Source organism: Weissella thailandensis (genome assembly GCF_005405465.1).
In the GTDB taxonomy this organism is placed as follows: Bacteria; Bacillota; Bacilli; order Lactobacillales; family Lactobacillaceae; genus Weissella; species Weissella thailandensis.
In genome coordinates this window covers 43,597-57,102 of sequence record NZ_BJEC01000002.1, presented here as the reverse complement: position 1 = coordinate 57,102, position 13,506 = coordinate 43,597, and the positions used below count along the sequence as shown (strand labels likewise).

11 protein-coding genes are annotated in these 13,506 nt (G+C 38.1%); 10 read left to right on the top strand and 1 reads right to left on the bottom strand.

Features of this window, described 5'->3' with window-relative positions:
- Positions 1-57 precede the first annotated feature (57 nt).
- From FFM62_RS01305 to FFM62_RS01290, 4 genes are all read left to right on the top strand, one after another.
- Positions 58-1,260 carry an MFS transporter gene (locus tag FFM62_RS01305; RefSeq protein WP_075269533.1) on the top strand — a complete coding sequence of 401 codons (1,203 nt, stop codon included), beginning with the start codon at positions 58-60 and terminating at the stop codon, positions 1,258-1,260.
- 292 nt (positions 1,261-1,552) lie between these two features.
- Positions 1,553-1,822 carry a hypothetical protein gene (locus FFM62_RS01300; protein ID WP_075269534.1) on the top strand — a complete coding sequence of 90 codons (270 nt, stop codon included), beginning with the start codon at positions 1,553-1,555 and terminating at the stop codon, positions 1,820-1,822.
- 195 nt (positions 1,823-2,017) lie between these two features.
- Positions 2,018-4,237, top strand: a complete 2,220-nt coding sequence (locus FFM62_RS01295) for an alpha-galactosidase (RefSeq protein ID WP_115470507.1) — start codon at positions 2,018-2,020, stop codon at positions 4,235-4,237.
- An 83-nt stretch (positions 4,238-4,320) separates the two neighbouring features.
- Complete coding sequence (locus FFM62_RS01290) at positions 4,321-5,265, top strand: Dyp-type peroxidase (protein WP_075269536.1); 945 nt, start codon at positions 4,321-4,323, stop codon at positions 5,263-5,265.
- A gap of 79 nt (positions 5,266-5,344) precedes the next feature.
- On the opposite strand, the gene FFM62_RS01285 is transcribed toward FFM62_RS01290, so the two are convergent.
- Entirely contained in the window at positions 5,345-5,995 is a 651-nt protein-coding gene (locus tag FFM62_RS01285; protein WP_115470508.1) for a DUF3862 domain-containing protein, read from the bottom strand.
- Between the two features lie 164 nt (positions 5,996-6,159).
- On the opposite strand from FFM62_RS01285, the gene FFM62_RS01280 reads away from it, so the two are divergent.
- The 6 genes from FFM62_RS01280 to FFM62_RS01255 all read left to right on the top strand — a co-directional run bounded on the left by FFM62_RS01280 (position 6,160) and on the right by FFM62_RS01255 (position 13,488).
- A complete protein-coding gene (locus FFM62_RS01280; RefSeq protein WP_115470509.1) occupies positions 6,160-7,239 on the top strand; it encodes a YdcF family protein in 1,080 nt (359 codons plus the stop codon).
- Positions 7,240-7,342: 103 nt separating this feature from the next.
- Positions 7,343-8,308, top strand: coding sequence for a D-2-hydroxyacid dehydrogenase (locus FFM62_RS01275; RefSeq protein ID WP_075269539.1), 966 nt, complete (start codon positions 7,343-7,345; stop codon positions 8,306-8,308).
- Between the two features lie 369 nt (positions 8,309-8,677).
- The gene (dld, locus tag FFM62_RS01270; protein WP_115470510.1) at positions 8,678-10,360 is read left to right on the top strand and encodes a D-lactate dehydrogenase; all 1,683 of its coding nucleotides are present in this window, start codon (positions 8,678-8,680) and stop codon (positions 10,358-10,360) included.
- Between the two features lie 458 nt (positions 10,361-10,818).
- Complete coding sequence (gene trpX, locus FFM62_RS01265) at positions 10,819-11,826, top strand: tryptophan ABC transporter substrate-binding protein (RefSeq protein WP_115470511.1); 1,008 nt, start codon at positions 10,819-10,821, stop codon at positions 11,824-11,826.
- Positions 11,823-12,725 carry an ABC transporter permease gene (locus tag FFM62_RS01260; RefSeq protein WP_115470512.1) on the top strand — a complete coding sequence of 301 codons (903 nt, stop codon included), beginning with the start codon at positions 11,823-11,825 and terminating at the stop codon, positions 12,723-12,725. Before trpX ends, FFM62_RS01260 begins: the two co-directional genes overlap by 4 nt.
- Entirely contained in the window at positions 12,715-13,488 is a 774-nt protein-coding gene (locus FFM62_RS01255) for an ABC transporter ATP-binding protein (RefSeq protein WP_115470513.1), read from the top strand. The genes FFM62_RS01260 and FFM62_RS01255 overlap by 11 nt, the downstream gene beginning before the upstream one ends.
- Positions 13,489-13,506 lie beyond the last annotated feature (18 nt).

Sequence of the window (13,506 nt, the reverse complement as noted above, 5' to 3'; positions counted from 1 at the left end):
TGGTTGAGAATTATGAATTCAATGAACTGGCGGTTATAACATTAAGGAGGAAGGGAATTGTCAAAAACAGTTAAAAAGGCTCTGTTTATTTTAATTTTTAGTGAATTTTTAGTTTGTTTAGGGATTTCTATTGTTATTCCCGTCATGCCTTTTTTAAGGAATGAATTAAATTTGTCTGGGTTTGATATGGGGGTCATGAATGCGCTGTTTGCTTTTGCGCAGTTCATTGCTTCTCCAATTATTGGGCGAATTTCTGATCAAATAGGGCGTAAACCGATTATACTATTGGGGTTGTTTTTGTTTACTGTCTCAGAGTATTTATTCGCAATCACCAATCAATTATTGGTTTTTGATGTTTCGAGAATCATCGGGGGTATTTCAGCAGCAATGATTGTGCCAACTGAAATGGCTTTGGCTGCTGATATTACAACAAAAAAGTATCGTGCACGTGCCATTGGTTGGCTATCGGCTGCCTTTTCAGGTGGTCTGATCTTAGGCCCTGGTTTAGGAGGTTTACTAGCCAATATTGATTATAAGTTACCTTTCTGGTTTGCAGGTACTTTAGGAATCATCAGTATGATTGCGATGTATTTCATGTTACCGAAGGAACTTGAACAACAAAATCTGGCTGAATATGAAGTTGATGTGCAAGACAACCTTGAACAGCATGACAATATGATGCAAATATTGGGTAAGTCGGGCATTATATTATTTGTTTTGATACTTGTTTCGTCATTTGGATTGCAAGGCTTTGAAAGTATTTATAGTCTATTCGTTAACCAGGTTCATCATTTTAGTTTGAATAATATCGCTTTGGTGTTGACCTTGAACGGGGCACTATCTTTGTTCTTACAGGTTGCGATGTTCGACTGGTTAGTATCTAAATTTGGCGAAAAGAATATCATTAAATATTGTTTCTTGTTTTCTTTGATTGGTACGATTTGGATCCTAGTTGCACAGTCAAAGGTTGGTGTTATTTTAGCAACCTTGTTGGTCTTTGAAGCATTTGATTTGATTCGTCCTGCAATCACGACTATATTGACTAAAATTAGCCCACATAATCAGGGTGTTATTAATGGGTTGAATATGTCACTAACTAGTGTTGGTAATGTGATTGGTCCATTAGTTGCCGGTGCATTGTTGGATCTTCACCCAAGTTATCCATATATGATTGTCGCTGTTTTCTTGGCGGTTTCGTTCTTAATCACTTTTATGCTTAAGTTCCCCAGAGAAACAAATGAAAAGACAGTACGTCCGTAGAGTAAATGTTATGAGAGATATCCTTTGTAAATGATATCTCTTTTTTATTATTTTCTTTTAACTAGTCTAACGAGTGTTTTATTATACGTAATTTTTTACGTCGTTTATGCATAATAAGCGAACTTTATTTTTAATGTTTAAAAATAATTAAGCATAAATCTAAAAAATACGAATTAAAATTTAAGGTTAAACTATTAAAGTTAGCTTTATTTTGTTTAATAAAAGTGTTAATATATTTTCCATAGGAGTTGTTGTTGATATTTTTAACCTGGTAATTGGGAGGAAAAGTACAATGGATTTTGCAACTGGAGCAATGGGACCAAGTCGTTTACATTATAGTTTCGAGAAGACAGATGTCACTAATTTTGTTGCTGGGGAATCACAAACAGCGACGCAACCACAGGTCAATGACAAACTGATTGCCCATTTTCATGATCTATGTGAGCGCCACCCAACGTGGACATTTGGTCAAATAGCGAGTGGCTTGCATGTTGATGCAGCAACGTTACGACAAATTGAAATTGTGACAAATAGTCGGTTACGTTCGGCGAGAGCTCGTTAAATAATTACTGAATAATTTATGGGATGTGTTAACCAGTTTAATAACATCCAAAACCCATGACTTTCTGTTTTAAAGGAAGGTCGTGGGCTTTTTTAATCATTTGTTACTTTTTAAGTAAGCGGTTACAATATTAATAGAAGTTTATTTATTAATTTAGTGATAAAAGAAGGATGAGCCGCAGCTATGGAGGATTATATGGAAAAAGCAGTCATCACGTTTGATAAAGCGCAACGGACGTTCCATTTGAGAAATGAAAAAATTTCATATTTAATGTCGATTGAAGAAGGCGGTATTTTAAGTCATTTATATTTTGGTAAACGGGTGACGGGATATCATGGCTCTCGTCATTATCCAAGATATGAACGGGGATTATCTCCTAATCTGGCAGGTCGGCCTGGGGCAGTCGATCGGCATTACTCCAAGGATGTGTTGCCACAAGAATTTGCTGGTAATCAAACCGGTGATTTTAGAAGTCCCGCAATTGTCATTAAATCTGCAGACGGTGCCTTGGCAACTGATTTTCGTTATGATTCATATGAAATTTTCCCAGGGAAACCATCATTGACAGGATTGCCGCAAACATATGTCAAACAAGAGGAAGAAGCACAGACCTTAGCTATTAAATTAAAAGATGCGACGTTAAATGCATCGGTCGTGCTTTACTATACAATTTATGCTAATCGGGCCGTGATTACACGATCAACGCAGGTTTTCAATGAAAGTGAATACTCATTTAGTATTGAAAAAGTCGCTTCGTTACAACTTGATTTTCCAAAACAAGCTATGGAGGTTATTTCGTTCCCTGGCTCACAATTCCATGAGCGCCAGGTTGAGCGAGCACCTTTACGCCAAGGCATTACAACATTTAGTAGTCGTCGTGGAGCCAGTTCACATCACATGAATCCATTTGTTATTGCAGTTGACCCTAATACTACAGAACAAACTGGTGAGGCGGTGGGAATTCAACTAGTCTATTCAGGAAATCATCAATTTACTTTTGAAAAAGACTATATTGATCAAGTACGTCTCGTGACGGGGATCAATGAAGCTGGCTTTAGCTGGCAATTAGCACCAAACGAAAGTTTTCAATCTCCAGAAGCGATTTTAGTCTATTCAGATGCAGGCTTGAATGGTATGTCACAGACTTATCATCATTTGTTACGTGAACGGGTTGCTCGTGGTACTCATCAATATCAAGATCGACCAATTGTCATTAACAACTGGGAAGCTACCTATTTTGACTTTAGTGCTAAAAAAATTGAAGCAATTTTAGACGAAGCAGCACCATTAGGAATTGAAATGTTTGTTTTGGATGATGGTTGGTTTGGTCAACGTGATGACGATCGTCGTTCATTGGGTGATTGGTATGAATATACAAGTAAGTTAGCCAGCGGTGGTGGTTTACGTGGTTTAGCTGAAAAGGTACATGCTAAGAATATGGCGTTTGGCTTATGGTTTGAGCCCGAAATGATTTCAGAAAATTCAGATTTGTATCGTCAGCATCCAGATTATGCGATTCGCATTCCTAATCGGCCAATGTCGTTATCAAGAGATCAATATGTGTTGGATTTTTCTCGACCAGAAGTTGTCGACAATATTTACGAACAAATGATTGCGATTCTTGATCGGGTACCGATTGATTATATTAAATGGGATATGAATCGTCATATGACTGAGGTTTATTCTGCTGTTTTGAACAGTGAACAACAAGGAGAAGTTGCTCACCGATATATACTTGGCGTTTATGACTTAGTAGATCGTTTGACAAAACGTTATCCCGATATTTTATTTGAGGGTTGTTCAAGTGGTGGTGGTCGCTTTGATGCTGGGATGCTTTATTATTTCCCACAAACTTGGACATCAGATAGTACTGATGCTGCTGAACGTATTAAAATTCAATATGGGACAACATTTGGCTATCCGGTTTCTAGTATGACGGCGCATGTTGCAGCAGTGCCAAATCCGCAAACACAACGGACTATTTCATTGCAAACACGAGGAGACGTTGCCAGTTCCGGTGTGTTTGGTTATGAACTTGATGTACAACAAATGACCGTCGCAGAGAAGGAGTTGGTGAAAGAACAAGTTGCTTTTTATAAGGCACACCGTCATCTCATTCAATTTGGTGATTTTTATCGGTTGAAGGATCCGTTCCAAAGCAATGAAGCGGCATGGGAATTCGTTAGTCCAGACGGTCATGACGTTTTGGTTTATCATTTTAGACTTTTGGCTTCGTCTCAACAGAATTTCACTATCACCAAGCTTGTTGGGCTATTACCAGAAGGAATTTATGTTGATCAAGCAACCGGTAACAAATTCTCAGGTGATGAATTGATGAATATAGGCCGTTATGATGACCCCACCCAAGCGGGAGACTTTACTTCTCAAGTCAGGTCTTATTATTTAGAAAATTAGCATAAAAGGGATGTTCTAAATAGTAGTTATCTATTGTATGATTAAGGTATATTAAAAAATATTTTTTTGGAGGGTGTCCTAAAATGTTTAATGCGAGCCTAGCGCAGGATGTTTGGAAAGATCCAGGTAAGAATGTATCATTTATTGTTTTGGCATTGAATCGCCAAGATTTGACTGATGAACAAGAGCAAGTTGCAAATTTTGCTGATATGTCACAGGCTATCATCCGTTCAATGCGTATTCGCAAACCAGAAGCAGGTTTACAGGTTGCTATCGGGTTTAGTAATCAGGCATGGGACTACCTATTTCCAAATGCGAAAAAGCCGCAGGAACTAGAGACCTATCAAACATTAACTGGGGCAGAATATAGCATGCCAGCTAGTGATGGCGACATTTTTTTGCATATTCGCGCGAGTGAAGAAGCGGTCGTCTATGAAATTGTTCGTCAATTTATGAAGCTATTGGCACCAGTTACAACAGTTATCGATGAGACCAAGGGTTTTCGCTACCTAGAAGGGCGTGCGATTATCGGGTTTATTGATGGTACTGAGGCACCAGCCCCTGAGGATGCTGCTGATTATGCAATTATTGGTGACGAGGATTCTGATTTTATAAATGGATCTTATGCATTTGCGCAAAAATGGCAGCATGATATGGCATTTTGGGAAAATCTATCCGTTGAACATCAAGAAAAGGCTGTTGGTCGTCATAAATTTGATGATATGGAATTAGATGATGATGATAAATTGGAAAATGCGCACAACGTTGCTTCTAAATTAGAAATTGATGGTGAGGAACAGAAAATTATTCGTATGAATGTCCCATTTTCTGATCCGGCCATGGATTATACCGGTACTTATTTCATTGGTTATGCTCGCCACTGGCAGGTTACAAAGCAGATGTTAGAGCAAATGTTAGAGAAGTCAGATTTTCTACTAACATTCTCAACATTGTTGAGCGGTCAGTTATTCTTTATTCCTTCAAGAGATACATTGGCGGACATTGCAGACGGTAATTTTTTTAATTAATTAGCATAAAATAAAAAAATAGGTTTGAAGCTGATTCCCAGGTGCTACAGTATGGGTGAAGTTTCAAACCTATTTTTATTTAGCGTAATTTTTCTTGTTTTTTATCAGTTGCGGTATTTTGTTCTGAAAAATCAACAGACACAGTTCCGTTAGCACCACCATTTGTGTTATGCCAAACGGCATTAGTTTGGACTTTACCATTAATCCGGGCAAGGGTTAACGAAGCTGGCTTACCATACTTATTAGTTAAGCTATCTAATGAATCACCATCATGTTCATTACTATCTTTGTCTTTAAGTGTGATGGCGTTGTAGTTAGACATCGTCCATTTTTTAGCCAAATTGATGGTTTTCGAATCTAATATGGTCTTAGAAGTTAATTTGGCAGTTTTAGTTGTATCTTTTTGACTTAAGAAGGTTAGCGTGACACCAGTATAATCGCCAGCTATGTTCTTCCAAGAAACAACAGTTATTGTATAGCCATTAGTCTTTGATTTTGACTTTTTGTCTGGTCGACCATATTTAGCGATAACTTCTTCGTAGCTTGCGCCACCTTGGCCATTTTTATTGAAATCACCAATTTTTAGTTTGTCAAAGGATTTTTTGGTCCATTTACTAGCACTGACATTGCTGTCATGATGACTAGTCGTATCTTGGGAGTGTTCTGAGACAACGACGATTAGGATAATTGCAAGTATTCCCGCAACAACGGTAATAATTTTCTTTTTCATAATTTTATTTATCTTTCTTTTTTGAAATAATCTTAATTAAGAATATCATAAAAGTGATACCCTGTAACGTGTCCTTATTTGTTGTATGATTTAGTAGTCTTCTAGCCGGTCTTTTTGTGTAATTTTCATATGTGTTAAACATGATTATAGGAGGTATGGCGGAAATGACTATGATAAATGGTGTCGCTAGTGTGCCGTTGATTCTATTGCTGATATTAACTGTGACTTGTATCACCGCATTAGTGTTAAGTATGCGTCAAAATAAGTTTCGATTATTAAATGGGGTTTTGGCAAATTTTTCAGTAATACTACTTGGAATTACACTAATGTTTTTGGTTGAGCTAATGGATATCCAATGGTTAAGAGTAATTTTTTATGTTGGTGTTATCCTTATTTTGATTCCATTAGCAATTTTATATTCGTTGTTAGGGGTTCTATTACTTTGGAATGCTTGGACGGTATGGCGTCGTGAAAGTCATACATTGGGCAATATGCTTACTTTACTCCTAGGTATTTTAATCATTGTCATTTTACCAATTGTACGGTCTATTGATAGTAGATTACTCAGCAATCAGGCAGTTGGCTTATATGTCACGTTGGTTGAACCAGTTATTCTATATTTGGCTTTTTGGTTCTTGGCATTTATTACGTCGTTTATTTTGACCAGATTATATCGACCGAAATATAATCAAGAATATATTATTGTACTAGGAGCAGGGTTACTTAATGGTAAAGAAGTTTCACCATTATTGGCTTCACGGATTCAAATTGCTTTGGATTTTGCTAATAAACAGCAATCCAAAACAGGTCACTATCCCTGGTTAATTTTTTCAGGTGGTCAAGGTGGTGACGAGGAATTACCGGAAGGTGTTGCCATGGCTGATTACGCTAATCATCACGGGGCACAAACGAGCCGAGTTTTAATTGAAGATCAGTCAAAAACGACATACGAAAACATGTTGTTTTCAAAGAAAATATTGCAATCACATGGATTGAATTTAGCGCAAGGTCTATTTGCGACGAGTGATTATCATACGTTTAGGGCAGATGGTTATGCTCGCTTAGTCGGTTTACAAATAGATGGGTTAGGTGCAAAAACCAGTCGGTTCTTTATTCCTAACGCCTTTATTAGAGAGTATATTGCGCTATTAGCTAATCATAAGGTATTTCATGCTATTTGCTTATCAATTATTCTGTTGATTTCAATTGTGAGTTTTATTGTGGGTAATGGTATTTTCTTCTAAAATTAAAAAACAAGTTGGTATACTTTTCTAGTACGTTACCAACAGCTTGATGTATACAGTATGATATACTGAGCATGTAGATTTATAAGCAATGGGGGGTATTATGAAAATTGTTGTGTTAGATGGGTTAAGTTTAAACCCAGGGGATTTAGATTGGCATATTTTAGATCAATTTGGTGACGTTGAAGTTTATGATGCAACACCATATGATGATCAAGATGAAATTATCAAACGTTTAGCAGGAGCAGAGGTTGCTTTGGTGAATAAGGTACCAGTGACGTCGGCAATTCTAGATGCTGTACCTGATTTGAAGGTCATTGCTGAAACGGCCACAGGTTATGACAATATTGATGTGGACTATGCGAAAACAAAAGGTGTTGCCGTCGTGAATGTACCGACCTACGGTACTGATGCTGTAGCCCAATTTACTTTTGCACTGTTACTAGCTGTCACGAGTCGTGTTAAGCAACATGATGATTTGGTTCATGCAGGTGAATGGGCCAAAGCGGGTCGTTTTTCATTTTGGGATGCACCATTAATGGAATTAAAAGGAAAAACACTTGGTTTAGTTGGCTTTGGAAAGATTGCGCAAGCAGTTGCTAAGATGGCCTTGGCATTTAATATGCAAGTTATTTTTTATAACCATCGACCACGTGAAGTATTTGATGATAGCATCAAGCAGGTAGATTTAGAAACCTTGTATGCGGAGTCAGATATTATTAGCCTACACATTCCATTTACACCAGAAATGTCAGAATTCATTAATGCGGAAACGCTTGGCAAGATGAAGGATACAGCAATCTTAATCAATACTGCTCGTGGTAAGTTAATTAACGATGCAGACTTAGCCGCTGCCTTAAATAGTAATAAAATTGCTTATGCTGCATTAGATGTTGCAACGCAAGAACCAATTGATGATGATAGTCCTTTGCTAACCGCGAAGCACTGTTATTTGACACCACATATTGCCTGGGCACCATTAGAGACGAGACAACGTCTGTTAGACATCGTTGTTGCAAATATTCAAAGTTATTTGGATCATAAACCACAAAACGTAGTTAATGATTAATTGAAAATATTGAGAAAAGTGATATACAAAAAAGTATGTCACTTTTTTATTTTTATCCAATAAAACTGTTGGAAGCGGTTACAAATTATGGTAAAGTGGATTTTGTACCTTTGGTGGTGTTGAAAATAGGATAGGCAATATCGATTACTAAACACATACGAGATACATAAAATAGGTGATAACCCTTTAAAGTTTTTGTGAATTTTAGAGGATGCCATAAATAAAAAGCTTTTCTTTGTCTTGACCTTTAATTGTGAAAAATAGTACAATTGTAGGTTGCTAAATTTCACAAATTTTTCGTTTTAAAAGCTAAGAAAAGTGGTATATTATAATTATATATTGTACAACTTTAGGAGGTAGGTTAGTTTTATGTCTACGGTGGAGGATTTAAAGGCCATTGTCGGTAGCCACAATATTGTGACTAACGCGGCCAAATCATTGCGTTATCGTCAAGGATATCGTTCAGGTTACGGAGAGGCACTAGCAGTTGTTATGCCAGGAACTCTTGTTGAAATGTGGAAGGTTTTGCAAGTTTTGCATAGAGATAATATTATCATTCTTATGCAAGCTTCAAATACTAGTTTGACAGAGGGTTCAACACCTACAGAAGGTTATGATCGTGATGTTGTTATCGTTAAAGGTAGCCGCATGAAAGACTTGCAATTGATCAACCAAGGAAAGCAAGTTATTGCCTTCCCAGGAACAACTTTGTTCAACTTGGAAAAGTCATTGAAGCCATTAAATCGTGAGCCACATTCTGTTATCGGTTCATCAACATTAGGTGCATCAGTTATTGGTGGAATTAACAACAATTCAGGTGGTGCGTTGATTCAACGTGGACCAGCTTATACTGAGTTGGCTTTGTATGCACGAATTGATGAAAATGATGAATTACACTTGGTAAATCACTTGGGTATTGATCTTGGTGACACACCAGAAGAAATTTTGGATAACCTTGCAAACCGTCGTTTTGATTTGAACAAGGTGCCAAGTTCTGATGAGCGTGTTGGACACAACCGTGATTATGAGAAGCGTGTTCGTGATGTGGATTCAGATATGCCAACGCGTTATAATGCAGATCCTAAGGGATTGTACGAAGCATCAGGTGCTGCTGGAAAGGTCGCAACATTTGCTGTTCGTTTGGATACTTATCCATCAGCAGGTCAATCGCAAGTGTTCTACATTGGAACTAATTCACCAGCTGTTCTAGAAAAGATGCGTCGTCACATTTTGGCTGAATTTAAGAACTTACCAGTATCAGGTGAGTACATGCACAAAACAGCCTATGAATTGGCCAAGATTTATGGTAAGGATTCATTAATGGTTATCGACAAGCTAGGAACAGGTATGTTACCTACAATGTTCGGTATGAAGGCATCTGCTGAGCGTATGCTTGGTCATGTACCGTTCTTTAAGCCATACTTCCCAGATCGTTTCTTGCAAAAGGCTGGACATTTGTTCCCTAACCAATTGCCAAAGCGTATTGAGGATTATGCGAACCGTTTTGATCACTACGTGCAATTGAAGATGTCAGGAGCAGGTATTGACGAAGCTCGTGCATACTTGACTGAATTCTTCAAGGAAGAAGAAGGTGATTTCTTTGAGGCTAATGCCGATGAGACAAACAAGGCTTCATTGCACCGTTACGTAACGGCATCAGTTCCTATTCGTTACCAAGAATTAAAGCAAGATTCAATTGATATTTTGCCAATTGACGTTGCGCTACGTCGTAATGATGATGACTGGTTCGAGCACCTACCAAAGGAAATTGATGACAAGATCGAATACAAGTTGTACTACGGTCACTTCCTTGATCACGTTATGCACCAAGACTACATTTTGAAGCCAGGTGTTGATGGTCATGAGTTAAAGAAGAAAATGTTGAAGTTGTTTGATAAGCGTGGTGCGATCTACCCAGCTGAGCACAACGTTGGTCACTTGTATGAAGCAGCTCCTGCATTGCTTGAGCACTACAAGAAGAACGATCCAACGAACAGTTTCAACCCTGGACTTGGAAAGTCTTCAAAGAAGAAGTGGTGGGAAATCTACTAATAGCTGAATCTATTAGTTCAGACACTACTGAAATAAAAAATGAAGCAATAGTTGTTATCTCTGTTGAGATGACAGCTATTGCTTTTTTCACTGATTAATATGAGTGATTTTTCATTTTATTTAATCGTATTTTCCTTTTTGTACTTGACAACTCATAAAACTTTGCCTAAACTTAAGGCAATCAATAAGTAGAAAGGACGAAAGAGAATGCAAAAGTCAGTTAATAACAGTTTGAATATGGCTTGGCAAAGCCGACACTTAAGGTCGTAATTCCGATAATGGGTACGATCTGGCAAACAGTTTGTATCCGTGTCGACTTCTTTTTCGTTTGTCAAAGTCTGCATGGTCCAACATAGCAGGATTTGGCGTAACCATTTTTAGGGTAAACCAGAGTATGCTGGTTTGCCCTTATTTTTTTGTCAAATTTACCTAATAATCTATGAATTGGAGTGAATGAAATGAAACGAATGATTACGTTTATCGGGGCAATCTTAGTTTTCTTAGGGTTTGCCTTGGTAACTCAGCCAGCACAAAATGCAAATAATAAGTTAGTCCAGCACAAAGTAATCAAGGTTGGTATTTTACAATTAGTCAGTCATCCAGCTTTGAATCAGATCCACCAGGGAATTATCAGTGGTTTGAAAGACGAAGGTTTTAAAGAGGGGAAAAACATCAAAGTTGAATTTCAAAATGCTCAGGGAGATCAAAGTAATCTGAAGACGATGGCACAACAATTGGCAAATCGTGATGATATTTTATTTGGTATCGCAACGCCAGCCGCTCAGTCACTGGTAAACGCAGCTAATAAGACAACACCTGTTATGATGGCCGGAATTAGTAATCCAGTTGGCGGCGGGGGGCTAGTTGAGTCAGAAAAGCGTCCTGGTGCGAACGTAACGGGTTCTTCGGGTGACTCTCCCTTAGATAAACAGTTGCAATTGATACGAGACGTCATGCCACAAGCCAAAAAAATCGGTGTGGTCTACACGTCTTCTGATTCTGGTGGTCAGAGTAATGCAAAAAAGTTTGAAAAGCTCGTTAAAAAAGCCGGCTTACAGGCAAAAATGTATACGATTGCTAATACTAATGATATGCAACAAATTAGCCAACAGATGGCCAGTGATGTTGATGTCATTTATGCACCGCAAGATAACGGTGTTGCTTCATCGATGAAGACATTGGTTAACAATGCAAATCAAGCTGGCAAAGCGGTTTTCCCAGCCGCTGATACCATGGTTGCTGACGGCGGTACTGCTTCTTACGCCATCGACCAACATGACTTAGGTCGTACAGCAGGACATATGGCCGCTAAAGTGATACATGGTAAAAAGCCTGCGAACTATCCAGTCGAATATGTTGTTAAAGGTAAATACGTGATCAATCAAAAACAAGTTGATAAATTAAACATTCAAATACCAGAAAAAATCATGCAACAAGCACACAAAAATGGGAGGGTAATCAAATGAGTTTAATCACATCAAGTATCGGACAAGGGTTACTCTGGGCCATTTTAGGGGTCGCTTTATTTTTGACCTTCAGAATCTTGGATTTTCCAGATATGACGGTTGAAGGAACTTTTCCCCTTGGGGCTGCTGTCACTGTTACTGCCATTACCAACGGGGCTTCGCCTATGTTAGCGACACTGTACGGCTTTCTAGCCGGAGCTGCTGGGGGTCTAATTACGGGTTTGCTATATACCAAAGGTAAGATTCCCATTTTGTTGGCTGGAATTTTAGTTATGACTGGTTCTTTATCGGTCAACTTGCGTATCATGGGCGGATCTAATGTTTCTTTGATTGGGAAAACGACTTTCTTCTCAGCTAACTTTTTCCAAACTTTGCCTAAGTATTTTGACAGCATTATTATTGGTGGCATTACCATTATTAGCATTACTATTTTAGTGATATTGTTTTTAGCAACGAATCTTGGCCAGGCTTTCATTGTAACGGGTGATAATAAGAAGATGGCACGTTCACAGGGAATCAATACTGACAACATGACCATCTTAGGTTTGACATTATCTAATGGTTTAGTTGGGTTATGTGGTGCTTTGATTTCACAAAGTAATGGCTATGCCGATGCCAACATGGGAATTGGTATCATTGTAGTCGCATTAGCTTCGATTATTATCGGTGAAGTAGTATTCGGTGAATTGACCTTAAATCAACGTTTAGTTGCCGTTGCACTTGGTAGTATTATCTACCGTTTTGTACTGTTGTTGGTCTTGCAACTTGGTTTTTCAACCAACGATTTAAACTTAATTTCTGCAATCATCTTAACACTCAGTATGATGTTACCTAATTTACGCAATGCGTTGCATTTAAATGATATTTTACGAAAGGGGCTCAGTACAAATGACAAGTAGTAATCAAGCAGTTCTAGAATTGAAGGATGTTTCCACGATTGTAAATCGTCATACACCCAATCAAACGAAAATATTAAAGGGCCTAAATTTAACTGTTTATCCTGGTGATTTTATTACCGTCATCGGATCAAATGGGGCTGGTAAATCTACCTTATTCAATACCATTTCAGGTGACATTTTACCAGCTGCAGGCCAAGTCTTGCATAATGAGCAAGATATCAGTCGGACTTCAGTTGAAAAACGGACAAAGTTTTTAAGCCGTGTTTTCCAAGATCCAAAGATGGGGACTGCTCCAAGAATGTCAGTTGCTGAAAATCTACTATTAGCTACAAAACGTGGTCAAAGACGCAACTTACAGTTCCGTAATTTACGTGGGAATAAGGAGCGTTTTAAAAAATTAGCAGCCGGCATGGGAAATGGATTAGCACAACGCCTGGATACCCCGACTGAGAATTTATCTGGTGGACAACGTCAAGCTTTAAGTTTTTTAATGGCCACATTAAATCGTCCAGATATTTTGTTGCTGGATGAACATACAGCAGCACTTAACCCAAAAACGAGTGCTGCCTTAATGGAACAAACAAGTCAAACAGTAGCTGAACAAAAGTTAACTTGCTTAATGATCACTCATCATATGGAAGATGCCCTAAAATACGGTAACCGTTTAGTAGTATTGCATGATGGGCAGATCACTTTAGATGTTAGAGGCGCTGACAAAGATCAATTGACGATTCAACAGATTATGAATCTTTTCGTGGATTAGCAAATAATAAAAGGATTT

Coding starts and splice junctions, on each gene's coding strand:
- FFM62_RS01285 (WP_115470508.1), bottom strand. CDS start 5,995: ATGAAAAAGAAAATTATTACCGTTGTTGCGGGAATACTTGCAATTATC.
- trpX (WP_115470511.1), top strand. CDS start 10,819: ATGAAACGAATGATTACGTTTATCGGGGCAATCTTAGTTTTCTTAGGG.
- FFM62_RS01275 (WP_075269539.1), top strand. CDS start 7,343: ATGAAAATTGTTGTGTTAGATGGGTTAAGTTTAAACCCAGGGGATTTA.
- FFM62_RS01260 (WP_115470512.1), top strand. CDS start 11,823: ATGAGTTTAATCACATCAAGTATCGGACAAGGGTTACTCTGGGCCATT.
- FFM62_RS01295 (WP_115470507.1), top strand. CDS start 2,018: ATGGAAAAAGCAGTCATCACGTTTGATAAAGCGCAACGGACGTTCCAT.
- FFM62_RS01300 (WP_075269534.1), top strand. CDS start 1,553: ATGGATTTTGCAACTGGAGCAATGGGACCAAGTCGTTTACATTATAGT.
- FFM62_RS01255 (WP_115470513.1), top strand. CDS start 12,715: ATGACAAGTAGTAATCAAGCAGTTCTAGAATTGAAGGATGTTTCCACG.
- FFM62_RS01280 (WP_115470509.1), top strand. CDS start 6,160: ATGACTATGATAAATGGTGTCGCTAGTGTGCCGTTGATTCTATTGCTG.
- FFM62_RS01290 (WP_075269536.1), top strand. CDS start 4,321: ATGTTTAATGCGAGCCTAGCGCAGGATGTTTGGAAAGATCCAGGTAAG.
- dld (WP_115470510.1), top strand. CDS start 8,678: ATGTCTACGGTGGAGGATTTAAAGGCCATTGTCGGTAGCCACAATATT.